This window comes from Roseivirga sp., from assembly GCF_049099775.1.
Lineage (GTDB): Bacteria > Bacteroidota > Bacteroidia > Cytophagales > Cyclobacteriaceae > Roseivirga.
In genome coordinates, this window is sequence record NZ_JAGDZM010000002.1 from 284,592 (window position 1) to 306,743 (window position 22,152).

Annotated in this window: 25 protein-coding genes; 11 read left to right on the forward strand and 14 right to left on the reverse strand. The window is 39.9% G+C overall.

The window, feature by feature from the left end:
• Positions 1 to 68: 68 nt before the first annotated feature.
• From JXQ92_RS03545 to JXQ92_RS03560, 4 genes are all read right to left on the reverse strand, one after another.
• Positions 69 to 830, reverse strand: coding sequence for a LytR/AlgR family response regulator transcription factor (locus JXQ92_RS03545; RefSeq protein WP_421985204.1), 762 nt, complete (start codon positions 828 to 830; stop codon positions 69 to 71).
• A gap of 3 nt (positions 831 to 833) precedes the next feature.
• Complete coding sequence (locus JXQ92_RS03550) at positions 834 to 1,853, reverse strand: sensor histidine kinase (protein WP_421985205.1); 1,020 nt, start codon at positions 1,851 to 1,853, stop codon at positions 834 to 836.
• Between the two features lie 9 nt (positions 1,854 to 1,862).
• Positions 1,863 to 3,131 carry a hypothetical protein gene (locus JXQ92_RS03555; RefSeq protein ID WP_421985206.1) on the reverse strand — a complete coding sequence of 423 codons (1,269 nt, stop codon included), beginning with the start codon at positions 3,129 to 3,131 and terminating at the stop codon, positions 1,863 to 1,865.
• Positions 3,132 to 3,260: 129 nt separating this feature from the next.
• Positions 3,261 to 4,346 (reverse strand): amidohydrolase family protein, encoded by a 1,086-nt coding sequence (locus tag JXQ92_RS03560; protein ID WP_421985207.1) that lies wholly within the window; start codon positions 4,344 to 4,346, stop codon positions 3,261 to 3,263.
• A 95-nt stretch (positions 4,347 to 4,441) separates the two neighbouring features.
• Between JXQ92_RS03560 and JXQ92_RS03565 the strand changes: the two genes are divergently transcribed.
• Complete coding sequence (locus JXQ92_RS03565) at positions 4,442 to 5,200, forward strand: SDR family NAD(P)-dependent oxidoreductase (protein ID WP_421985208.1); 759 nt, start codon at positions 4,442 to 4,444, stop codon at positions 5,198 to 5,200.
• 30 nt (positions 5,201 to 5,230) lie between these two features.
• The gene (locus JXQ92_RS03570; RefSeq protein WP_421985209.1) at positions 5,231 to 5,791 is read left to right on the forward strand and encodes a DNA-3-methyladenine glycosylase I; all 561 of its coding nucleotides are present in this window, start codon (positions 5,231 to 5,233) and stop codon (positions 5,789 to 5,791) included.
• Here JXQ92_RS03570 and JXQ92_RS03575 read toward each other — a convergent pair.
• Entirely contained in the window at positions 5,788 to 6,279 is a 492-nt protein-coding gene (locus tag JXQ92_RS03575) for a hypothetical protein (protein WP_421985210.1), read from the reverse strand. The two genes, JXQ92_RS03570 and JXQ92_RS03575, sit on opposite strands and share 4 nt — an antisense overlap.
• 81 nt (positions 6,280 to 6,360) lie before the next feature.
• Between JXQ92_RS03575 and prfA the strand changes: the two genes are divergently transcribed.
• Both prfA and JXQ92_RS03585 read left to right on the forward strand, forming a co-directional pair.
• Positions 6,361 to 7,428 (forward strand): peptide chain release factor 1, encoded by a 1,068-nt coding sequence (gene prfA, locus JXQ92_RS03580; RefSeq protein WP_421985211.1) that lies wholly within the window; start codon positions 6,361 to 6,363, stop codon positions 7,426 to 7,428.
• Between the two features lie 2 nt (positions 7,429 to 7,430).
• Entirely contained in the window at positions 7,431 to 7,853 is a 423-nt protein-coding gene (locus tag JXQ92_RS03585; protein WP_421985212.1) for a secondary thiamine-phosphate synthase enzyme YjbQ, read from the forward strand.
• A gap of 5 nt (positions 7,854 to 7,858) precedes the next feature.
• Here the strand turns inward: JXQ92_RS03585 and JXQ92_RS03590 are convergent, their stop codons facing one another.
• Positions 7,859 to 8,068 (reverse strand): helix-turn-helix transcriptional regulator, encoded by a 210-nt coding sequence (locus tag JXQ92_RS03590; protein WP_421985213.1) that lies wholly within the window; start codon positions 8,066 to 8,068, stop codon positions 7,859 to 7,861.
• Between the two features lie 190 nt (positions 8,069 to 8,258).
• On the opposite strand from JXQ92_RS03590, the gene JXQ92_RS03595 reads away from it, so the two are divergent.
• Complete coding sequence (locus tag JXQ92_RS03595; protein ID WP_421985214.1) at positions 8,259 to 8,393, forward strand: hypothetical protein; 135 nt, start codon at positions 8,259 to 8,261, stop codon at positions 8,391 to 8,393.
• Here the strand turns inward: JXQ92_RS03595 and JXQ92_RS03600 are convergent, their stop codons facing one another.
• The 3 genes from JXQ92_RS03600 to JXQ92_RS03610 all read right to left on the reverse strand — a co-directional run bounded on the left by JXQ92_RS03600 (position 8,394) and on the right by JXQ92_RS03610 (position 10,897).
• A complete protein-coding gene (locus JXQ92_RS03600) occupies positions 8,394 to 8,945 on the reverse strand; it encodes a hypothetical protein (protein ID WP_421985215.1) in 552 nt (183 codons plus the stop codon).
• A gap of 17 nt (positions 8,946 to 8,962) precedes the next feature.
• Positions 8,963 to 10,378, reverse strand: coding sequence for a pyridoxal phosphate-dependent decarboxylase family protein (locus tag JXQ92_RS03605; protein WP_421985216.1), 1,416 nt, complete (start codon positions 10,376 to 10,378; stop codon positions 8,963 to 8,965).
• An 87-nt stretch (positions 10,379 to 10,465) separates the two neighbouring features.
• A complete protein-coding gene (locus JXQ92_RS03610) occupies positions 10,466 to 10,897 on the reverse strand; it encodes a LytR/AlgR family response regulator transcription factor (protein ID WP_421985217.1) in 432 nt (143 codons plus the stop codon).
• A 95-nt stretch (positions 10,898 to 10,992) separates the two neighbouring features.
• On the opposite strand from JXQ92_RS03610, the gene JXQ92_RS03615 reads away from it, so the two are divergent.
• The 4 genes from JXQ92_RS03615 to JXQ92_RS03630 are packed head-to-tail and all read left to right on the forward strand — an operon-like array spanning position 10,993 to position 14,442.
• Positions 10,993 to 11,409 (forward strand): VOC family protein, encoded by a 417-nt coding sequence (locus JXQ92_RS03615; protein ID WP_421985218.1) that lies wholly within the window; start codon positions 10,993 to 10,995, stop codon positions 11,407 to 11,409.
• Positions 11,406 to 12,662, forward strand: a complete 1,257-nt coding sequence (locus tag JXQ92_RS03620) for an amidohydrolase family protein (RefSeq protein WP_421985219.1) — start codon at positions 11,406 to 11,408, stop codon at positions 12,660 to 12,662. The genes JXQ92_RS03615 and JXQ92_RS03620 overlap by 4 nt, the downstream gene beginning before the upstream one ends.
• A complete protein-coding gene (locus JXQ92_RS03625) occupies positions 12,659 to 13,387 on the forward strand; it encodes a DJ-1/PfpI family protein (protein ID WP_421985220.1) in 729 nt (242 codons plus the stop codon). The genes JXQ92_RS03620 and JXQ92_RS03625 overlap by 4 nt, the downstream gene beginning before the upstream one ends.
• 11 nt (positions 13,388 to 13,398) lie before the next feature.
• Positions 13,399 to 14,442 (forward strand): 50S ribosomal protein L11 methyltransferase, encoded by a 1,044-nt coding sequence (locus JXQ92_RS03630; protein ID WP_421985221.1) that lies wholly within the window; start codon positions 13,399 to 13,401, stop codon positions 14,440 to 14,442.
• On the opposite strand, the gene JXQ92_RS03635 is transcribed toward JXQ92_RS03630, so the two are convergent.
• From JXQ92_RS03635 to JXQ92_RS03645, 3 genes are read right to left on the reverse strand one after another with little or no spacing between them, the layout of a single operon-like run.
• Complete coding sequence (locus tag JXQ92_RS03635; protein ID WP_421985222.1) at positions 14,439 to 15,137, reverse strand: ABC transporter ATP-binding protein; 699 nt, start codon at positions 15,135 to 15,137, stop codon at positions 14,439 to 14,441. The genes JXQ92_RS03630 and JXQ92_RS03635 overlap by 4 nt on opposite strands.
• 11 nt (positions 15,138 to 15,148) lie before the next feature.
• Positions 15,149 to 16,624, reverse strand: a complete 1,476-nt coding sequence (locus JXQ92_RS03640; protein WP_421985223.1) for a DUF5687 family protein — start codon at positions 16,622 to 16,624, stop codon at positions 15,149 to 15,151.
• Between the two features lie 4 nt (positions 16,625 to 16,628).
• Positions 16,629 to 17,534, reverse strand: a complete 906-nt coding sequence (locus tag JXQ92_RS03645) for a M28 family peptidase (protein WP_421985224.1) — start codon at positions 17,532 to 17,534, stop codon at positions 16,629 to 16,631.
• 163 nt (positions 17,535 to 17,697) lie between these two features.
• Between JXQ92_RS03645 and JXQ92_RS03650 the strand changes: the two genes are divergently transcribed.
• The gene (locus JXQ92_RS03650) at positions 17,698 to 18,675 is read left to right on the forward strand and encodes a hypothetical protein (protein WP_421985225.1); all 978 of its coding nucleotides are present in this window, start codon (positions 17,698 to 17,700) and stop codon (positions 18,673 to 18,675) included.
• An 82-nt stretch (positions 18,676 to 18,757) separates the two neighbouring features.
• Positions 18,758 to 20,302, forward strand: coding sequence for a M20/M25/M40 family metallo-hydrolase (locus JXQ92_RS03655; RefSeq protein WP_421985226.1), 1,545 nt, complete (start codon positions 18,758 to 18,760; stop codon positions 20,300 to 20,302).
• 48 nt (positions 20,303 to 20,350) lie between these two features.
• Here the strand turns inward: JXQ92_RS03655 and yjjX are convergent, their stop codons facing one another.
• Positions 20,351 to 20,902 carry an inosine/xanthosine triphosphatase gene (yjjX, locus tag JXQ92_RS03660; protein WP_421985227.1) on the reverse strand — a complete coding sequence of 184 codons (552 nt, stop codon included), beginning with the start codon at positions 20,900 to 20,902 and terminating at the stop codon, positions 20,351 to 20,353.
• A complete protein-coding gene (locus JXQ92_RS03665) occupies positions 20,871 to 22,043 on the reverse strand; it encodes a tetratricopeptide repeat protein (RefSeq protein ID WP_421985228.1) in 1,173 nt (390 codons plus the stop codon). Before JXQ92_RS03665 ends, yjjX begins: the two co-directional genes overlap by 32 nt.
• Positions 22,044 to 22,152: the final 109 nt, after the last annotated feature.

The following is a 22,152-nucleotide window of genomic DNA, read 5'->3' on the forward strand; positions in this document are numbered from 1 at the left end:
GGTTCTATCGGGGCATTTTCGAACTGAAACGGGAAGGTCTGATACCGAATCCGACGGTCTGATTCAGTTTATTGGTCGAGCCACTTCTTAAATAGAGGTGTTTTCTCGCTACTTACTACTATATCATCATCAATAGTAGGGTTTAGGCCAAGTTTTACACGGCCTTTAAAATATGGGTGGATGTCGGTTACTGAATCAAAGTGAACAAAGAACTTTCGGTTAACTCTGTAGAAATGCTTTGGGTCGAGCAAGGATTCTAGTTCTTCCAGGGTTTGATCTATTGGTAGCTTTTGCCCTTCGAATGTAACCAAGTAAGATAGTTTATCTTGAGAGTAGAAATAGGCAATTTTTTCAATCGGAATGGCACGAATGCGCTGACCTAGCTTTACTAAAAATCTAGATTTATATTCCTTTGACGCTCCAGAAATAACAGCCCTAATTTCATTCATGTCTATTTGGCTGCCTCCTTCCGAAGTTTGTCTGCTGTCATATTTGTCTAGGGCAATCCCTAACTTTTCTTTCTGGATTGGTTTTAAAATGTAATCAACGCTATTCACTTCAAAAGCCTTAATAGCGTATTCATCGTAGGCAGTTGTAAATATTACGGGTGTTTTAACTTCTACTTGGTCGAATATTTCAAAGCTTGAACCGTCAAGCAAATGGATATCGCTGATGATAAGGTCGGGGTGTTCGTTGTTTTGAAGCCAAAGCACGGCCGCTTCGATTGACTTCATGGCCGCTAAAACCTCTGCCTCGGGCTTCAAGGATTTTAAAACCTGGATCAACCGATCGGAGGCTAATTTTTCATCTTCAAAAACAACTACTTTCATATTTTACTGTGCCTCTAAGTCTATTAAAGGAATTTTCACAATGAAGTTATCGGGGTTCTTATACACCTGTACTTCTTTATCGGTAAAGTAAGAATACCTTTTTTTAATGTTATCCAGGCCCGTTTTACCACTGTTTCTAGTTTCAACACGCTTTTCCCTCAGGTTGTTTTTAATCGTTAGGTATCCGTTTTGGCAAGAGATGTGAATTTTAAGCGGCCTTACTTCTGATATCATGTTGTGTTTGATCGCATTTTCAATCAGCATTTGCAAAGTCAGTGGAGGCAAATAATACTTTTGAGATTTACCTTCTATATCAATAAATGTCTGAATGGTATCTTCAAACCTTATTTCGAGTAAATAGAGATAAGATGCAATAAAACGAAGCTCTTCATTCAGCGTGACCAATTCTTCTTTACTGCTCTTGAGAATGTTTCGATATACATCGGCGAACTTCTCTAAATAGGTTTGAGAGAGCTCTGTATCAATACTGATGAGTGAAGATAGAATGTTCAGGTTATTGAATAGAAAGTGAGGGTCTAAGTGGTTTTTTAGTGTGGTTAACTCTGCACGAATCGTTTCTTTTTGGAAAGTCTCTGAGTTTACCTGTGCTGTTTTCCAGTTACTCAGGAATTGAATTCCAAAATTGATTGAAATAGTGGGTAATAACACCAATAGGCCCAATACATTCATCGTGATAATTTGAGCTTCATTCGGTGGGTCGGTGGTAAGGCCGAGCTTAACAATGAAATAACTCACATTAATAATGATTAAAGAGAGCAGTATACCAATCCCTAGTTGCCAATAAAAACGCTTATTGCCATGTTCGAGCCAAGGTAGTTTATTGTCGAGCCTTTTGGTTAGAAAGTAGTTCGATACCCATACCAAAATAAGCGTGATTACTACCCAGCTAGCTGTTAAGTAAAGCTCCCTGTCGGAATTCGTCGCATAGAGGGTAATGAAAACAGCCGCCGTTAAAACAGCACTTATGATTAACTGGTTTCTAAATTTCTTTGACAGTGCCACTGCTACAAGTTAATCAAAAATGATTTCGTCAATTTTTGACCATTTTACGTAGATCGGGTCTGCGTTTTTTGAAGGGAATATCAACACTCCAGCATTGTTTTCGCTAACATCTCTATGGTCGCCTAATAGCAAACGCTCTCCGTTTTTCAACTCTACCATAGAGTAATTATAGTTTTTCGGAATAATGCTTTTTATGTTTTCAAAAACAACTTGAAACTCAGCCTCATCGTCGTTTGCGTCGAGCAATTCAAACTCCCAGGCTTCGTCAAGATCAAAAGCAATTAAACCATCATATTCATCTCCTTGAACAGTAATTACTTTGGCCTTTAGGCCTTGAGATGCTGGAAAGTCGTTGTACGACATGCGAAGTGCATCGTCATCAGAAATATTAAGTTCAATAAAGTCTCTCCAAGCTATTTTTACCTGTCCTACTTCAGGGTCGTTTATCACTACGCCACGATTCCCATTGTCAACATCGTTACTTCCAGTAACAAATAGCGTTCTGCCTGATTTTAATGTTAGGTCTACTCCATTTCTTCCTTTTACAATTTTTTGCACACTGCGGAATGGAATTTTTTTGTCGCCATTTCTATCTTTTCCATCTAAAATTTCATTTAAGAAACGCTCATCAGAATCCCATTCGATTTGTCCTCTGTAAGTTCCTTTTCTGCCGGCGTCTACTATACCATAGATTGGTAGGCCAAAACCTTCTTCTTGGTTCTTTGGCGCGGCCATGAATTCAACTTTTTCAACCCGACCCCACGAGAGCATCACTTCTCCAAGCTCAAAGTCATAAACACCGATACTTCCACCAATGTCTTCACTATTACCCGCTTTAATTTCCATTGCGGCCCCATTTTTAAAAGTAACCTTAGCGCGATCTCTTCTTTTGGGTTCAATTGACTTTAGGTCACCAAAACGCGCTTTAAACTCATGTGGCGTATCAGAGAACTTGTCATCCCAAATGCTTAGCACGCCTAAATCAATGTTTAACCAAGAACCACCGTCTTCATTTTCTTCTGAAAGGGCTTTAATTTCTGATTTAGACAGGTATTGTAACAAGTCGTTGGATGTTTTAGTACCGTTGAATACTTCTACCCAGAATACTTCTGCTTTTTGAGCACCTTTACCACCCCATTTAATAGGGCCAGTGTATACATCGCCACTAATTGTGGTGACTTTACCGTATATAGCAGTATTCTTTTGTGCTTTTGATTGGTTAGTTATTACAACCATTCCAACCAATATGCCAATGATGAGTATTATGCTTCTTATCATTTCCCGACTCATTTGATTCTGTCTATGCATACTACAAACGTATAGTGTTGGTTGTTGAAATTGAACCTGTTTAGGCCAAACTAGTGCTTTCATATTCTGAATCGGGAAAATTAACGACTGAACCTTTAGTTAATTAGGAAACCTACTCCTGTCAATGTCTGGAATAATGCGTAACGCGTTTTTATAATAGATCTTTTTTAGCACGTTGTCTGAAAGCCCAAGACCATACATACGCCAAAACGCATGGTATCGCTTATAGTAAGGAAAATATTCATCGTTCGATTCTAAAACCCTGAAGTAAGTGGGGTATTCTTCTGGCTTGTAAGAATCTTTTCCAAAAAGGACTCTATCCTGATATTTCTCTAAGAAGGCTTTGGCAAAACGAGGTTGTCTACCTAGTTCTGCTATTACCGCACCAATTTCAACTACCATATTCGGCATGTCATCTAAAAGTTCCCCCAAATGATTGAGGTCGTTGGCATACCAACCCATGTGAGCAGCTATGAAGGTTGTGTTCTTATGTTTTTTAAAAACGTTATGCTGTTCTTGAATTAATTGCTTGAAAGGAGCAGGGTTATTGTCTTCTCTTTTTCTTCTAGGGTGTGTTTTTAATTCTAACCATCTTTCATTATTAGCATCGAAAGGCTCCCAGAATTGTTTTGGATCTCCCGTATGAATTAAAACAGGAATCCCAAGCTCACCGCATTTAGCCCACAGAGGATCTAAGCGAGGGTCATCTACGGCTACACGGTTTCCGGCTTTATCCTTAACAGAAAATCCTAAGCTTTTGAATATTTTTAAGCCTCGTGCGCCTTGGTTATAGTCTCGTTCTAATTGAGCAGCAGCGCGAGGCCCCCATTCATCGTCTATATTATTAAAGTTGGCGTTGGCAAAAACGATAAACCGTTTTGGTTGATTTACTTTAATGTTTTTAATAGCATCGACAATAGCCTTTCCATTTCCTCCAGATAAATTGACCATTAAGCCCATATTGAGCTCATCCATTTCGGAAGCGAGCTTATTCAAGTCTCTTTCACCCATTCTCCACTGATGGCTGTGTACATCAATAAAAGGAAACTTTGATTTGAAAACGGGGTTTTCAGGAACTACTAGAGAAGACGGGGGGTCATATTCTTCGAAAGTAACGGCTTGCCCAAAACTTATTTGATAAGTAATGGTAAAATAAAGCACTATCAGTAGGTTTCGTCTTTTCATAGCCACATAGGTTTAGTTTCGTTATCGGATTTGAACCATGAAGGTTTTATAAGCCCGATTAACAATGTAATTTATCGGACTAAATCGTTTTGTACATGGAAATTTCTTTAAAAGGAAAGGTAGTTTTAGTAACGGGAGGCTCTCGAGGAATCGGAAAAGGCTTCTGTATAGCGCTAGCAGCATCTGGAGCACAGGTTGCCCTTCACTACAATCGGAATCAAGAAAAAGCTGAAGCAGTAACTTCTACACTCCAGAATGGATCAAAGGCATTTGCGGCAAACCTTGAAAACATAAAGGAAGTCATTAAGTTGTTTGAGCAAGTAAAAAGTGAATTTGGTCAAATAGACGTGTTGATTAACAATGCAGGTGTCGCTTTTTCTTCTGATTTAAGCCAAAATGACGAGGATTGGTTAGATCACTGGGACAGAACATTTGCCATTAATACTCGGGCTACGGGACTTTTATGTAAAAAAGCCATTGCTCACTTCAAAGAAATAGGTGGCGGAAGAATTATTAACATTTCTTCCCGTGCGGCCTTCAGAGGAGATACTTTAGACTATTTGGCCTATGGGGCTTCTAAAGGCGCAATTCCGTCATTGACAAGGTCTATCGCTCGCTATTGCGGAAAAGATAATATCAAAGCATTCAATATTGCACCAGGTTTTGTAAGAACAGACATGGCACAGGAATTTATGGATCAATATGGAGAAGGGTTTGCGCTCGATGATATCGCTTTGAATGAATTGACCGAACCAAAAGATTTAGCGCCGATGATTGTGCTACTGGCTAGTGGACTGGCGGATCATGCTACGGGCAGTACCATTGATATTAATGCAGCGAGCTACGTTCATTAATTAGAGTTTATTGTTTCTTAATTTAAGCTTATGAAAAAAAGATGCGCCTGGTGTGAGAATAGCTTCGAAGCTTATGTGACATATCATGATGAGGAATGGGGAGTACCTGTTCACGACGATCGTGTGCATTTTGAATTTCTAATTTTAGAAGGTGCTCAAGCTGGTTTAAGTTGGTCTACGATTCTAAAAAAGAGAGATGGCTATCGGAAAGCTTTTGCCAACTTCGACCCTAAAATTGTTGCGGAATATCCGCAGAGTTTAGTGGAGGAGTTACTGCTCGACCCTTCAATAATTAGAAATAGACTTAAAGTACAAGGTACAGTAATCAATGCCCAGAAATTTTTAGCTGTTCAGCAAGAGTTTGGCTCTTTCGACAAATACATATGGTCATTTGTAGGCGGTAAGCCTATTGTAAACCAATGGAAAGACATGAGTGAGGTACCCGCAACCACTGCTGAATCTGATGCTATGAGTAAAGATTTAAAAAAGAGAGGATTCAAGTTTGTTGGGAGCACTATTATGTACGCCTACATGCAGGCTTGCGGCTTAGTAAACGACCACGTTATAGACTGTTTTAAGTATAAAGCCTAGTTTTTAATATTCAGGACTACCTTTTTTCGAGGTAGTTCAATCGTCCACATGCCCACCGCAGTGGTATCGTTGGCAATCATCGGTGTCGTGTAGAGCAGTATTTTTCCGTCATCTATTTTCTGAACATTCGCCTCGGATTCTATCCCCGCTTCGCTGTTATATAAATAGGCATCAAATATTTGTTTGGCCTTTCCAGAAAGGTCTCTTGGCTCATCAAAAAAGTAATGATCTTTAACGTATAACGAGTCATTGCCATACCGAATATTCAGTACATACGTATCTGAAATGGGTTCTGGCAATGCACTAAGTCGGAAATCTGATGATATTTCGTTACCCATTTTCATTGCTTCTTCTTGAATTTCAGCATCAGAAATAACTCTAATTTCTCTCGCATCCATTTCGGCTTTAGCACCGGCAGTATCTATTTTCTGGTTGCCACAACTCTGCAGCAAAAGAAGTAATATTATGAAGACTGTAATGTTTTTCACACGCTTGTTTGTATGGAATGGTATACAAATGTATAACGGATTGCTTTTGTTTTTTAATTTTGGGACTTAATACCTCAAAGAATGATTGAAAAACTCGTTGCCATAAAGGATAGATTTGAAGAAGTAGGTCAGCTGATTATTCAGCCAGATGCTATGTCTGATATGAAAGTTTACTCTAAACTTAGCAAGGAGTATAAGGACTTAGAAAAGATTGTAAAACTCTATGATGAGTACCAGAGTGTTCTTGACAACATTGCCAACTCGAAGGAAATACTGAAAACGGAAAAGGATGAAGAGTTTCGTGAAATGGCAAAAATGGAGCTCGACGAATTGAATCCAAGGCAAGAAGAGCTGGAAGACGAGTTGAAAATTCTGTTAATTCCGAAAGACCCAGACGATGAAAAGAATGTAATCGTGGAAATTCGAGCGGGTGCTGGCGGTGATGAGGCAGGGATTTTTGTGGGCGATATGTTTAGGCTTTATGAGCGCTTTATCGACTCTAAAGGATGGAAAAAGGAATTGATCAGTACCAATGAAGCCTCTTCTGGTGGGTTTAAAGAAATTGTTTTTGGGGTAGAAGGCGAAGATGTTTATGGTTCATTAAAATTTGAATCAGGTGTGCATCGCGTTCAAAGAGTTCCCGTTACGGAATCACAAGGCAGAGTACATACTTCAGCGGTTTCTGTAGCCGTGCTTCCAGAAGTGGATGAAGTTGACTTTGACTTGAACATGAAAGATGTAAGAAAAGATACCTACCGTAGTTCAGGAGCAGGTGGTCAGCACGTAAATAAAACAGAGTCGGCTGTTAGGTTGACGCACATCCCAACCAATACAGTAGTAGAATGTCAGGATGGTCGTTCGCAGCATAAGAATTATGCGAAAGCCTTACAAGTATTGCGTTCTAGACTCTATGAGCAAGAGCTTAAAAAGCAGCAAGACGAAATTGCTGGAGAGCGAAAATCACTTGTGGGAAGCGGGGATCGATCGGACAAAATCAGAACGTACAATTATCCGCAAGGAAGAGTCACTGATCACAGAATTAGTTACTCAGTCCATAACCTACCGACAGTAATGGACGGACAAATAGAAGACTTCATTGAAAACCTTCGTATCGCTGAAAATGCTGATAAGATGAAGAGCGGTGAGTAATTATGAAGTGTTTTCAAACTGAAACCAGCTTGTCGCCAAGAAAACGAGGCTTCCATTTAATTACCGGCGAAATTCTAAAAGCATTGCCGGAAATAAGTCAGGTAAATGCGGGTCTTTTACATGTACACATTAAGCATACTTCGGCAAGTCTGACAATAAATGAGAACGCTGACCCAACTGTGAGAGAAGATTTTGAATCTCATTTCAATATTCTCGTACCTGAAGAGGCAACGCACTACCAACATACTTTTGAAGGACCGGATGATATGACGTCACACATCAAGGCGTCACTTTTGGGCGCTTCAGTGACCATTCCAATTACTAAGGGGAGGTTAAACTTGGGTACTTGGCAAGGAATTTATCTGTGCGAACACAGAAACCATGGTGGCAGCCGATCACTTGTGATTACTGCCCAAGGCGTATAAAACTTTTAAGAAGCGTAGTCTTCAGCTTCTAACTCGAAAAGTCGATTCACCGAAGTATTGAAAATTTCTGAAATCTTTAATGCAAGTACAGTCGAAGGGGTGTATTTACCTCGTTCAATAGCATTTATGCTCTGACGAGATACACCAACAAGCGTAGCCAGCTGTTCTTGGGTGATTTTTTTCTTCTTACGTTCTTCTTTGAGTATACTCTTCATTTCTGATGGAAATGTTTAATGCTCAATATTAGGTCTAAAAGCATTTTCAAACGAGACAAGTGGAGTTAACTTTATATTACATTTTATGCCTGAATTAGACTTTATTGTTACACAGCTGTTAAAAAAATGTGAAGCGCTTCTTAACAATTGAGTTTTGAACTATCTTTGTGCTCCTAAAACGAAAAAAACTATGTTGTTTGATCCACCAATTGCTTCTGGCGCGAATACTTTTCTTTGGATTGTTGTAATTCTTATCGGAGTTATAGGCGCAATTAGCCAACATGATGCCCTATTCAAAGGGAAGAAGAAAAAAGAAGAGCACTAGTCAAATCCTCTTAACCAGTTTGTAGTAGTCAAACACGGTTATTCTAAAAGCTTCTCGCGTCTTTTCTAAATCTAGAAAAGGCTTCCATTCCTCCTGTACTTTTATTGTAAAAGTACTTCCTTGCTGTATTTGTGCATAAATACCATCAGCGAAAGCCACCTGTTCCGTTTTGTTTCCATTAGCATATTGAATCTCACCAGATTCGCCATTGGGATTCCTCCATTTTACTTCTAGTGATTCATTTTCTTTGACCACACCATTAGGTTCAAGCAACAAGTACGCTTCATCATATCGCCAATTATTTACAATCGCTAAGTTTATCACGGGCTGATCGTTTGAAAGCTCTCTTTTCTTTAAACGAAAGATGTTAAGTTTAGCGGCCTCCATTTCCTCGACTTCATAATAGAATTGGCGAACGTTTTTAAAGAAAAGGTTAGAAGCATCATCTGTTTTAAAAGTGATAGCCGATTGATCCACTTGTTTCTTTTTATCAGGATTACACCCAAAAAGCAGGGATAGAAAACAAATGGCAATGAGTATTCTGAAGCGCATGCCTTTTTAACCGACTGTTAAGCGTCTTGTTTATGAATTTTGCTAACCTCCTGAATCAAATTCCAGGCATTTTCAACATGGTAAGCCTCTAAGTTTGTATTACCGAAGGCTAAACGCAAGGTAAACTGATCTAGCAGCTTGGTTTGTGTAAAGAACAGGCGACCAGATTTATTGATTGTATTCATAATCTGTTCGTTGATATCGTCTAAACGATCTTCTTTTGCCGACGTAAACCTAAAACAGACTGTATTTAAAGGTACTGGAGCCATTAATTCGAAATCTGGATGGTCGATAACTTGCTTTGCTAGCCATTTACCAAGGGCTACGTGTTCTCGAATCTTCTTTTGAATGCCTTCAACACCCATTTCTCGAATTACAAACCAGAGTTTAAGTGCCCTAAACCTTCTACCGAGTGGTATGCCCCAATCGCGATAGTTCTTCACCTCTTCGTCTACAGAAGTCTTCAGGTAGTCAGGCGTAATTGTAAATGTGTTGACTAATGCAACTGGGTCTTTAACAAAATACGCGGTGCAATCAAAGTTCGTAAACATCCACTTATGTGGGTTGAACACAAATGAGTCTGCATCGTCAACACCTTCAGCCATCCAGCGTAATTCAGGAAGCACAAGTGCTGTACCGGCATATGCTGCATCTACATGATGCCATATTTTATGCTTTTTACATATCTCGCTAATCTTGGAAATTGGATCTATGGCAGTGGTGCTTGTTGTTCCGATTGCCGAGATCACGCAGACAGGGGTGAACCCATCAGCGATATCTTTTTCTATGGTTTCCGCTAGAATATCTGATCGCATAGCAAAGTTTTCATCGACAGAAACCTGTCGGAACTGGGAAGCTCCGAACCCTGCAATTTTCACCGCTTTTTCTATGGATGAATGTATTTCTGAGGAAGCGTATACGGTGAATTTTTGTTCGTTGAACCCTTCTTTGTTAATGCTAAAGTTCGTTACTTTTTCCCGCGCTGTTAATAAAGCACTAAGCGTAGCGGTGGAGGCGGTGTCTTGGATTACGCCGGTGTATTCATCTGAAAGACCGAGCATCTCTCTTATCCAAATCATCACCTGTTCTTCCAGCTCTGCCGCGGAAGGAGAAGTAAGCCAAATCATGCATTGAGACCCGAGTGTGCTCATCAACATTTCCGCTAAAACAGAGGCTTTGCTCTTATTCGCAGGGAAATAGGCCATAAAATTTGGGCTTTCCCAGTGTGTGATCCCTGGCATAATCACATCTTTGAAATCTTTAAAGATAGCATCGAAAGACTCTGCTTTTTCCGGAGCGCTGTTAGGAAGTTGCTTGAGAATGTCGCCTGGTTTTATATCAGGTAACACAGGTAGGTCCTCAACGTTTTCAAAATAGTCGGCCATCCAATCGACCAGCTCATGTGCGTGCTTTCTAAAATCTGACGTGTTCATGCCTTGCTATTAATGAAGCACAAGTTAGTCAAGAACTCCTGCATGTAGAGCAACTAAAAGAAATTTCGACCTGAAGTTCGAAAGGCGCTACAGCTTTGTGATCAAGTTCTCGTAGTAAGTTTGGCTAATCGGAATTGTACACTCCTTTATATGTAATTGGTGTTTTTCGACTTTGAGGATTATGGTCTTATTAACGATATAAGAACGGTGTACTTTGATGAAGTCATCGCTTGAAACAAGAGATTCAGCCTCATCCATTTTCATTCGGCAGAGCACTTTCCTTTCAGATGTATGAAAGCCTACATAATTACCATCACCTTTGATATATCTTAAATCGGACTTTTCTATTCTGATAAATTCGTAGCCACTTTTTAGAAATAGGTAATTTTGGCTAGCCTTTTCTGTTTGCTCTGCCAATTTGTTGACTGCCTTCAAGAATCTACCAAATTCGAAGGGCTTGAGTAAGTAATTGTTATCTTTTTCATACCCAATGTTAGTTGGCTTAGGTGCTTCCTTCAACTAAATGTGACCAATTGTCCTTTGAATGTGGTGGAATGAAAAAATGGGTTGTTCTGCTGCTTTTAAATTGCCAATTTGTTTGAAAATTAGTCAATATGAACGCCCCTTTTCATTTAGCCTTTCCCATTAAAGATATCAAAACAACCCGCACTTTCTATGGTGATGTTCTAGGTTGTGAAATAGGTCGATCCACAGAGAAATGGATCGACTTTAACTTTTTTGGGAACCAATTGAGTGCCCATGTCAAACCTGAAGAATTGGCTAAAGCCAGTACAAACGCAGTTGATGGTAAGCAAGTACCGGTTCGCCATTTTGGAGCAGTTTTAGAATGGGAGGGTTGGCATAAATTGGCCGACAAGCTTAAAGGCGTAAAGACCGAGTTTATCATCGAACCTTATATTCGGTTTGAGGGAGAGGTCGGGGAACAGGCCACTATGTTTTTTCTCGACCCGAGTGGTAATGCGCTTGAGTTTAAATCTTTCCGTGACCCATCTCAAATTTTTGCCAAATGAAAAAGCCATTAATCCTTACTCTATTATGCTGCTTGTGTGTTTTTGTACATGCACAGGAAGACTTTTTATTGGAGCCAGATCGAGTATTCGATGGGAATGAAATGCACAGCAATTGGATTGTAACGGTTTCAGGGAATACAATTACATATGCTGGGCCGAAGAAGAGTATTAAGGCAAAGAAGAGGATCAAGCTTAAGGGACAGACCTTAATGCCTGGATTAATTGAAGGGCATTCCCATATTTTGTTGCATCCCTATAACGAGACCTCTTGGAACGATCAGGTACTAAAAGAGTCATATGCCGAAAGGTCGGCCAGAGCAGTTAACCATTTGCGGGCATCCCTTATGGCTGGAGTGACAACCATGAGAGACTTAGGGTCGGAAGGAGCTGGATACACGGATGTTGGAATCAAACAGGCGGTCGAAAAAGGAGTCGTGCCGGGTCCTCGACTATTAGTGGCCGGTAAAGCGATTGTCGCAACGGGAAGTTATGGGCCCAAAGGATTTCATGAAGGTGTGAATGTACCTTTAGGCGCCGAACCGGCCGACGGTTTTGATGACTTAATTCGGGTAACGAGGGATCAGATTGGCCACGGAGCCGATTTTATAAAAGTCTATGCTGACTATCGTTGGGGACCGAATAGGACTGCTCAAGCTACTTTTACGGTAGCTGAATTGAAAACCATTATAGAGATAGCTGAAAGTAGTGGTCGCTATGTAGTGGCGCACGCTTCCTCTGAAGAGGGCATGCGGAGAGCCATTGAAGCAGGCGTAGAAACTATAGAACATGGTGATGCAGGAACACCTGAGATTTTCAGGTTGATGGCGAAAAAAGGTATTGGATTTTGTCCGACTTTGGCTGCGGGAGATGCTATTACCCAATATGGTGGTTGGAAAAAAGGAGTTGACCCTGAACCATCAAGAATCACGAATAAACGTAAGTCATTCAAAATGGCACTTGATGCAGGTGTGAAAATTGTTTTTGGAGGAGATGTAGGTGTTTTTCGGCATGGAGACAATGTTAGAGAAATAGAAATGATGGTAGAATATGGAATGGATGAGAAAGCATCGTTAATAGCTGCAACAGCTGCTAATGCAGATATGTTTCATTTGAATAAATTGGGTGAAGTGAAAGCAGGGTTTTGGGGAGACTTAATTGCCGTGGAAGGGAATCCATTGGAAGATATTTCGGCATTGAGGCAAGTGAAGCTCGTAATGAAAGATGGCGTGATTTATAAAGGAAAAGATCTATGAAAAAGTTATTAATCTTATCGTTGATAGTACTTTTTTCAGCTTGTAAACAAGAGGAAAAAGCAAATGAAGTTGTTTATGCAACTAAAAGCTTTCATGAAGAGACAAATAAGCCATCAAAAGTTCTGAATGTCGCTTTTCTGGCCATTAATGGCGTATATAATTCGGAGTTGATCGCCCCATACGATATTTTTCAACACACAATATTCCATACTGACCCTGGAATGAAAACCTTTATTGTGTCGCCGACTATGGATCCTATTATAACTTTCGAAGGAATTACGGTTACTCCCCATTATGATTTCGATAATGTCCCTGATATTGATGTGCTGATCGTTCCAAGTGCTGAGCATAATATGGATACTGATCTTGAAGATGAAAAATTAATATCCTTTGTAAAGGAAAAGGGAGGCAAAGCCGAATATATCATGTCCCTTTGCGATGGCGCCTTTATTCTCGCTCAGGCTGGCCTGCTCAATGGATTGAAGGCGACCACCTTTCCTTCTGACATTGGCAAATTTCGAGAGACATTTCCAGAATTGGATGTTTATGAAGACATCAGCTTTGTGCATGACGGTAAAGCCATCACTTCCGCAGGTGGTGCTAAGTCTTACGACCCTGCTTTATACCTAGTTGAGTTTCTTTATGGCCAAAAAGCTGCAATTGGTGTTGGTAAAGGCTTAGTAATTGATTGGGACGTTGATAAAGTGAAGCATATAAAGCCTTAAGTCCCGCGATAATGAAATCAAGTGATGATGAAATCAGCTTCCTTTTAAAAAAGGCCATAGCACTCTCAGACCTAGGCCGTAAAATTGAGGCAGAGGCTTTATATCTAGAAGTATTGGATCTGGATTCAGATAATTTTCATGCAAAGAATGGGTTGGAAACGCTAGTTTCACTAAGTATCCCCCAGTGGCATTTTGATATGCTTGCTGATGAAAACAGAAACAAGGCTTTCCAAAAAGCAATCGAAGAGTATGTGAATAAGAACTCCAATGTCTTAGATATTGGCACAGGTTCTGGCCTATTGGCAATGATGGCAGCAAAGGCCGGAGCTAAGTCTGTTTTGGGCTGTGAAGTGAATACCGATATCGCCGAGGTAGCTGAAAAAGTGGTAGCAGCGAACGGTTATCAAGACCGGATTCGAATTGTTGGAAGACATTCAGATCGGCTAAAAAAGGGTGCAGACTTTGAAGAAAAGTTTGATGTTATTATTGCAGAGGTCTTGGATACGGGTGGTTTGGGAGAAGGGGTTTTGCCCTCTTTAAGGTATGCTATTAACAATTTGGCCAAGTCAAATGCCACAATCATACCTTCAGGAATATCCTTAAAGGCAGTTTTAATTGAAGCACCTAAACTTCAAGCAGTGAATCCGATTCGAGAGATTTCTGGATTCGATTTATCTCCTTTTCAGCAATTCAGAGTGAGCGATACTTATAAATTGATCAATCTAAAAAGGGAACCACATAAGGTCTTAAGCGACGTGTTTCCGCTTCGTAGTTTTGACTTTAAGAAGCTTCCAAAGCCCACTGAATTTGATGCTCCAGATATAGAGCCGCTAAAGATTAACTGTACTGGTGAAGGTCAGTTACATGGTGTTGCGTTTTGGTTTGACATGCATATGGGCCCCGAGGATTCTTATTCTTCAGGTCCTGATGGTGAGTTAGTCCATTGGCATCAGGCGATTTTCTTTTTCGAAAACCCGATAGATGTAAAAAAAGGTCAACAAATTAATTTGGAGACCCTTTATAGTGATGAATTGATTCGTTTTCGACTTGCTTAATAGTCAGAAAAATAATTTTCAAGTTCTTTTAGGGTAGACTCATTCGTTTCTACATCCATTTTCACATTTCCTTTCTCCATCAGAACAATTCTTTCGCAGACTTCTGTTACATGGTTCAAATCGTGGCTTGAAATTAACATGGTCAATTGATGGTTTTCTTTCCAATCCTTCAAGATGTTTTTCAACCTAATTTGAGTCGTTGGGTCAAGGTTGGCAAAAGGCTCATCTAATAGAATTACTTCCGGATTACCCATTAACGCGGCCACAATACCCACCTTTTTCTGATTACCTTTTGAAAGGTCTCGGATGTACTTCTTCTTTCCGATGATTTCGCCATTAAAAAGTTGCTCAAATTGCTCGAGAAACTCCTTCATATCTCCAGGAGAATAGTCGTGAAGCGATCCAACAAAATCAAAATATTCATCTGGCGTTAGGTAGTCAATCAAGAATGACTCATCAAGGAAGGAGCCTGTATAGTACTTCCAGTCTTCAGTTTTTCTAACATCCACTTCTTTTGAAGTAACATGTCCTGTTGTCGGTCGAATTAGGTCGAGGATCATTCGGAAGAATGTCGTTTTACCTGCACCGTTGTTACCAACTAGACCAAAGCTTTGACCTTTTCCGATCGATAATTCCGGGATGTTGACAACTTCAACTCCCTTATATGTTTTAGATAATTCTTTAACGTCAATCATAATCGAACTATTTATTGTGCGCGAAAGCCTGCGGCAATTTTATGTTTGTTTTGGATAAAGTATTTGGTAATAATATTCAACGATTTCTCCCTAAGAATAAAGCCAATTAGGCCTGCTGCGCCGGTAAGAATAATGCCCAAATCGGCGAAACCGAATATAGCCAACGGACCGTATATCAGGTAGGGAAGAATCATAATTGGGATGGCAATGAGAAACTGTGCCGCACCCACGCCTTCATAGTTAAACGCTGCACGTTTATTCAAATCGATCTTTTTCGGGTTGAACATGGCAATGCGCATAACAGCAAAAACGTTAATACCGATATTAAAAAGATAAGCACAGAAGTTAATCAACACGATCTTCCAGCCGAAATAGCCATAGGCTAGTGATAACACAAACCCTATGGTTGAGATGAGTACGAACAGATAATATTTCGCTTCGATATACTCTTTAAAGGTGGATTTTCGAATCAATACAAAGTCGAAAAAGCTACTGTCCCAACTAAGAAGAAACTGCCCGTATTGGATAAAGAAGATTCCTGTGATAAATACACCAACGAACACGAAAATAAATTCCATATCCTGATATTGCGGATTTGGGTAAAAGATCAGGCCGTAGAAAAGAAAAATGGCACTGAACATTACCGTGTTTCGAGGCCTTTTATGCCTTAAAATCAGTTTAATCTCTGTTGCCATTAATTCACCTTTATGGCCGAATCGTTTTAGGAAGGCAAAATCACCAGAAACCCTAGTTTCTTTTTTCTTAATTGAAATTTCTTCAGGGTAGGTATTATTGACTAAGAAATTGAAATTGAGGTAGTAAAATAGTACTGATACAAGCCATGGAATTGCCGCTAAATAGGGTGTTTCCATAATCATGTTCATCATATTAGATGATATCGTCGAAAGACTTACAATGCCGTAATAATCTAATGCACCAATGCCGGCAAGTACTATAAATGCGTAGAATATGAGATTGGGGTGATCACTAAGCTTTTTCTTGAAAAGAATGATAGCATAGTGAAGCATAAAGGCTAAGCCAACAATAAAGAATAACCACCCTATTGCTTGTGCAGTGCCATTTGACGAATTGATAATTCGAATAGCAAAAGGAGCAAAGAATAGGACGCTTAATATGTTGAAAGGACTGAGTAAACTCTTTCTCAACATAAAGTTGATCATCTTGGCTTTCTTAATTGGCAGGTGCAAATACGGCTGAATAGAAAGCACAGGAACGTTCTGAAGAAAGAATCTAATGAAGAACTCGAAGGCAGCATAATAAATGATTACACTGTTAATTATTGTTAGAGGATCTTTATCGGGTAGAATAGCTTCTACTATCTCATTCAGGAATATTCCGAGCAGCAGCGCATAAATGGTAATCATTAACGCTGCAAAACCAAGAAAGATATTGGCTACAAGGTTCTTGGCCCAAACTGCCGACCTGAATTGCTCTTTCCAAGAGTGACTTAATAGGGCTTGAATCATACGACTAGTTTAAATTTATATCTAAGGCCAAAATACAATCAAGAATAGCGTGGGTGGCTCTCTTGTAAAATGTCTGATTTACGTTTTCGAACGTGTCAGTTGGTTTATGGTAATGTGCGTGATCTTCTACTCCAAAATAAAGAAACGGAATGCCCTTTTTGTGGAAAGCGCCATGGTCAGATTGGCTTGTCCAATCATTATAGCCCAAGTCAGGGGTATCATGTCCTAGTTTCAGTTGAAGTGGTGCAGGATCAATTTTTTCGATTATAGGTTTCAGTTTTGGGTAATGATGTGTTCCAGCAACGTAAAGCTCATTTTTATCATTGATACTAATCATATCCATATTGATATTGAGTACTATCTCTTCTAGAGGAATCTTCTCGTCTTCCAAGAATGCTGTAGCCCCTCTTAAGCCCATTTCCTCACTGTCCAAAGCTGCGAAAATTAGTGTATGTCTAGGCTTATTGGCTCTAAAATATTCCATGAGCCCTAGTAAGGCAGAAACCCCAGAGGCGTTGTCATCGGCACCGTTGTAAATCAAACTGTCTCGCACACCTAAATGGTCATAATGTGCAGTAATAACAAAGGCTTTGTCTTCTTTTCCCCTGATGTATCCAACAACATTTACACCTTCAATTTCTTCTTCTGCCTTATTTTTGAATGTAAATGAGTGACGATAGCCTTTCTTCAATTTCTTGGCCCCCATATCTGTGAATTGGCCAATAATAAATCGTCGGGCAGCTTCAGCGCCAGGAGTTCCGGTTTTTCTTCCTTTTGCGGCATCGTGTGAAAGTCTTCTTAAATCATCGAGCATGAGTTCTGTGTCCAAACGATCTAATTGCGCGGAGGCTGAGATAGTCACACAAAAGGAGAATATAAATACGACAATGAAATTTGAATATCTTTGCATCGTTATAATCGTTGTTGAAGGATTTAGAGCCCTTCAGTTTGGCTTAATTTATCTGTCATAAACATAATCAATACGAAATAAAGTCTTGCGACCATTCATACATAAGTTGTTAATAACATGCTTGTTAGTTTGCTGTGCTAGTCCGGGCATAAGCCAAAACAGCATGGACTTATTGTTGAGCAAACTGCAAATAAGCCAAGCGTTATACCCTCCTGAAGATATGTTAAGTACTAAATCAATTGTGCTTATTTCTGTGCCAGAGGATGGGGACAGGAATGAGTGGAAGGAATTAGTGGATGAACTTCAACTATTCTTAGCAGAAGAGGGAATTGATGCTGTTGCTTATGTCGAAACAGAAACGCTATTTTCTCAACCCAATTTGCTACTAGCAATTCCCGATTACCTAAAGAAAAGGGATATTAACAACCTTATTTTATTCGCAGTAAAAAGCAAAGATGAACCTGTTTTCTTGGCCATGGGGCCTTATAATGGAAAGGACACCTTTTTTAATAAAGGAGATACTTTTTGGGCTAGAGAAGGCGTAAAACTTGAAGGAATTAAAGACGAACTAAGTACTTTCTTTAAGGCAGGAACACTATACAAGGGAAACCTTCTTGTGAATGAGACGGCAGAGTTCTTCTACCCAGAAATGGACCTTGGAGTTGTGGCCAAGAGTGTTCCACCGAAAATTGCCGATTTTAAAGTGGCAATAACAGGAGTTGATAAACCATTTTATGAACAACTTGGTCCTGCAGCTTTTAGGTTTGACAACCTTTACGAGGATGCGAAGTATAAAACCGAGATAAATGATAGAGCCTTCGCCCTTGAGGCCTTAGGCATGGATTCTACAAACGTATTTTATTCGCGAGAGGCGAAACTCACGAATCAACAGCTGCGGAGGGATGGGTTTCAGTACGAATTAAGGTTTGTGTCAGGGCCTGAAAAGCTAGTATATGAATGGATTGCTTTTCCCGACAGAGGCGAACCTCGCCCGACTACGGTTCATAAATTCTATCTGAGTGACCTTCGGAATAACAATATTTACGTGGGTAAGCAGTGGGATGCATCGGCCGATTGGCAAACTGCATTAGACAATTTTTTAGGGCAAATACAGCTGGTTATCCAAAATAACGCGAACTGATCCCTTCTATTTCCCATACGTACCATTTCATTCCTTCTTGGGTTTTCGTCTAACTATATTTAGGTAAACTGATGATAACAACATGAAAAAGATTACTGTATTTTTTGCGTGTCTACTTTTTACAAGTGCCACAGCATTTGCCTTTCAAGCTACACCCATCGACTATGATGCACTTTATAAGATAAAGGATGAAGGCCTGAATAACAGCCAAGTGATGGACATTGCTTGGAATTTAACGGATAGAATAGGACCAAGATTAACAGGTTCTGAAGGGCTTAAAAGAGCATATGATTGGACCTCAGCCGAAATGAAGGAATGGGGTTTAACCAATGTAAAAGTTGAAGCTTGGGGAGAATTTGGTCCTGGTTGGGGCGTAAAGAAATCTTACTTAGCGATGACTGCGCCTTATTATCAAGCCATGATCGGTATACCAAAAGCATGGACGCCGGGAACGAATGGTGAAATTGAAGCGGAGGTTATCTATGTGAATATTCAAAACGAATCTGATCTGGCTAAATATAGAGGAAAACTAGCAGGCAAAGTGGTAATGCTACCAACTACTGCAGCAGCAACCACTACTTTTGAGCCAGATGCTAGAAGGTTTACCGATGAGCAACTTGAGGGAATGACTAGCGCACGTGTTAGTAATGTTGATAGGTCTTTTTCTGCTCGACGAGTTTCAGATTTTAGAAGAAGGGCTCAACTTCGCAACGCGGCTTACCAACTTTTTAAAGATGAAGGTGTTAAAATGGTTTTGGCTACAAATAGAGGTGGTCAGGGAACATTTTTTACTTCAAATGGAGCAAGAAGAGACCCTAATGCGTTGCCTGAAATGGAAATTTCACCAGAGCACTTTAATAGACTTGTTCGACTGGCCGTAAAGGGAGAACCTATTAGAATTGAGGCCGACACGAAAACAGAGTTTCAAAGAAAAGACCTTAAAGGATATAATGTATTGGGAGAAATTCAGGGTACAGATTCAAAGCTAAAAGACGAAGTGGTAATGCTAGGAGCACACCTAGACTCTTGGTTCGCGGGAACTGGGGCTACTGATAATGCGGCAGGTTCGGCAGTAATGATGGAAGTAATGAGAATTCTGAAAGATTCTAAAATTCCGTTGAAAAGAACAGTAAGAATTGCTTTATGGAGTGGAGAAGAACAAGGCTTATATGGTTCTAGAAATTATGTTCAGAATACGTTTATGAAAAATGGACAGCCTAATGGCGAACACGAGAAGTTTTCTGCTTACTACAACATGGACAATGGAACAGGTGCAGTAAGAGGGATTTACCTACAAAGTAATGAAGCGGTGAGACCAATTTTTCAAGAATGGTTTAAGGCCTTCGATGACATGGGCGCAAGCACTGTAACGATAAGAAATACTGGAGGTACTGATCACCAAGCATTCGATGGTATTGGATTACCGGGCTTCCAGTTTATCCAAGATCCGATTGACTATGGTACTAGAACTCACCATTCTAACATGGATGTTTTTGAAAGGCTTCAGGCTGCTGATTTAAGAAAGAATGCCGTAATTATTGCCACTATGGTAATGCAAACGGCTAATATGGATCAGAAAATGCCAAGAAAACCTAAAGTATTTGAAAGCTTAAATAGAAGTAGATAGTACTATCTACTTGCTTATAAGAAAGGCTGCTATTTATAGCGGCCTTTTTTAATATAGGTCAGGGTTGATGAAAGGGATAAGTGCTAAAACGACTGCCGGTTGATAATAATCTGCCCTATTGATAAGGTCTTTGGTCAAGATTCCAACCGCCCCATTAGACTGTTTTGAGTTGCTTCGGTTAAAAACCATATCGTCGGCTACGCCAAGTTCAATGCCATCTCGCACTAGTTTTTGAATCTTTGCTGGTAGCTGAAAGGTAGAGGTTCGTGCATCGCCAGAAAGGGTATTAGATTGGATATAAACCCATGCAAAAGCTTCCATTTTTTCATTACTATCAGCAATACCACCTTCAATTCCTACCCAATAATTGCAATCAGGAAATTTTGCTTTAGCATTCGTACTTCTGTTTTTAGCCCCTTTCCATGTTTCCATATCGGTCATCGGCTGATCGCTAACACCTGAAGGTACAGATACACCCTGAACACTAATTTTTGAATTTGGAAATACTTTTTGAAAAGCGTCTTGAGTACACTTTATTTTGACAGGGTTTCGGGAACCCACTATGACATTAATTTCGGTTGAGCGCGGTGAGTTTTTCATCCATTTTAAGTCTGCTATAGAAAACACTCAGCGCTTCCATTACTTTTTTATCACCAGGCTTTACTTCCCAAGCTTTTTCCATATAAGGCAAAGCTTTACGGGTCCAATCGTGCCCGATTTCTTCCGTTTCTTTTCCTACAATTTCATATTCCTCATTGCTCATAAGGTTTATTCGGGTGTAAATTCTGTTGGCCTGTTCATTAATCATTACCGCATAGTTATAGTTAGCCGTGAAGTTATCAGGAGAATCTTTTAGAAAGCGCTCATAGTTCATCGAAGCTTGTTCGAAATAACTTTCGGATCGTTCTGGCATGCCATCCGCGTAGGCAGATTTGAAAATAATATCAAATAAATCCGCCTGTCTTAGAATAAGCTCCATGTTCCCAGGGTTTCTATTCACTGAAGTATTCAATACAGACTCTGCCTCTTCTAGCTTTTGTAACCTAATTAAGGTTCTAACTTCTTCAATTATATATGGAATGTGATCTGGGTAATTAAAACGTGCATCTTCAACCACGTCTAGCAGGTCGGCAGCACTAACGCGTAAATTTCTTTTTGCAATGATTAGGCCGTCATAAGCTTGCTTGCTCAGAACGTCAAGATCTTTTGCTGCCATATAATTTTCGACGGCCAATTGGTACTTACCGGCATATACGGCACATAATGCCGTGAAAATGAAAGCTCTTGTTTCTGTTGGTTTTGAGATTTTGGAAACGAGAAAAGCGTCAATTGCTTCGTCAAACTTTTGTGCTTGAAAAAGTCGAGTGCCTTCATTAATGCCATTGGCCCATAATATCTCGATCTGGTTTTTAGCCAAGACTTGCAGGTTACTCTTCCTTGTTGTTAGCGAAAGTGTATTGTTGTAAGAGTCAACAACAGTGTTGATTAAGACCGTGAGGTTCGTTTTGAATGGCTTAAGCTTTGGATCTTTAGATTCGAAGATTTCATGATAAACACGAGCCTTCATGAACCAGGCCCTTGGGTTGTCGCTGATACCGGGTTCTTCAAAGGCCTGATCTATTGCTGTTTTGGCCTCGACATAATTCTTGTCATTCAAATGTGTTGTAGCCACAGATATCAAATCCTGAGAATAGCTATTCGCGGAAAGGAAATAGATGAATATAGTGAGTACGTGTTTCAATGATCCAGCAGCCAGTAATTAGCAAAGGTAGTCTTTTTGCAATTCTATTTTATACAGTCCAGCACAGAATTAACTTAAATATACCACACAAAAACGAGCTTTTACATAC

Coding starts and splice junctions, on each gene's coding strand:
- JXQ92_RS03545 (WP_421985204.1), bottom strand. CDS start 830: ATGAAAGTAGTTGTTTTTGAAGATGAAAAATTAGCCTCCGATCGGTTG.
- JXQ92_RS03555 (WP_421985206.1), bottom strand. CDS start 3,131: ATGATAAGAAGCATAATACTCATCATTGGCATATTGGTTGGAATGGTT.
- JXQ92_RS03560 (WP_421985207.1), bottom strand. CDS start 4,346: ATGAAAAGACGAAACCTACTGATAGTGCTTTATTTTACCATTACTTAT.
- JXQ92_RS03565 (WP_421985208.1), top strand. CDS start 4,442: ATGGAAATTTCTTTAAAAGGAAAGGTAGTTTTAGTAACGGGAGGCTCT.
- JXQ92_RS03570 (WP_421985209.1), top strand. CDS start 5,231: ATGAAAAAAAGATGCGCCTGGTGTGAGAATAGCTTCGAAGCTTATGTG.
- prfA (WP_421985211.1), top strand. CDS start 6,361: ATGATTGAAAAACTCGTTGCCATAAAGGATAGATTTGAAGAAGTAGGT.
- JXQ92_RS03585 (WP_421985212.1), top strand. CDS start 7,431: ATGAAGTGTTTTCAAACTGAAACCAGCTTGTCGCCAAGAAAACGAGGC.
- JXQ92_RS03590 (WP_421985213.1), bottom strand. CDS start 8,068: ATGAAGAGTATACTCAAAGAAGAACGTAAGAAGAAAAAAATCACCCAA.
- JXQ92_RS03595 (WP_421985214.1), top strand. CDS start 8,259: ATGTTGTTTGATCCACCAATTGCTTCTGGCGCGAATACTTTTCTTTGG.
- JXQ92_RS03600 (WP_421985215.1), bottom strand. CDS start 8,945: ATGCGCTTCAGAATACTCATTGCCATTTGTTTTCTATCCCTGCTTTTT.
- JXQ92_RS03605 (WP_421985216.1), bottom strand. CDS start 10,378: ATGAACACGTCAGATTTTAGAAAGCACGCACATGAGCTGGTCGATTGG.
- JXQ92_RS03615 (WP_421985218.1), top strand. CDS start 10,993: ATGAACGCCCCTTTTCATTTAGCCTTTCCCATTAAAGATATCAAAACA.
- JXQ92_RS03620 (WP_421985219.1), top strand. CDS start 11,406: ATGAAAAAGCCATTAATCCTTACTCTATTATGCTGCTTGTGTGTTTTT.
- JXQ92_RS03625 (WP_421985220.1), top strand. CDS start 12,659: ATGAAAAAGTTATTAATCTTATCGTTGATAGTACTTTTTTCAGCTTGT.
- JXQ92_RS03630 (WP_421985221.1), top strand. CDS start 13,399: ATGAAATCAAGTGATGATGAAATCAGCTTCCTTTTAAAAAAGGCCATA.
- JXQ92_RS03635 (WP_421985222.1), bottom strand. CDS start 15,137: ATGATTGACGTTAAAGAATTATCTAAAACATATAAGGGAGTTGAAGTT.
- JXQ92_RS03640 (WP_421985223.1), bottom strand. CDS start 16,624: ATGATTCAAGCCCTATTAAGTCACTCTTGGAAAGAGCAATTCAGGTCG.
- JXQ92_RS03645 (WP_421985224.1), bottom strand. CDS start 17,534: ATGCAAAGATATTCAAATTTCATTGTCGTATTTATATTCTCCTTTTGT.
- JXQ92_RS03650 (WP_421985225.1), top strand. CDS start 17,698: ATGGACTTATTGTTGAGCAAACTGCAAATAAGCCAAGCGTTATACCCT.
- JXQ92_RS03655 (WP_421985226.1), top strand. CDS start 18,758: ATGAAAAAGATTACTGTATTTTTTGCGTGTCTACTTTTTACAAGTGCC.
- yjjX (WP_421985227.1), bottom strand. CDS start 20,902: ATGAAAAACTCACCGCGCTCAACCGAAATTAATGTCATAGTGGGTTCC.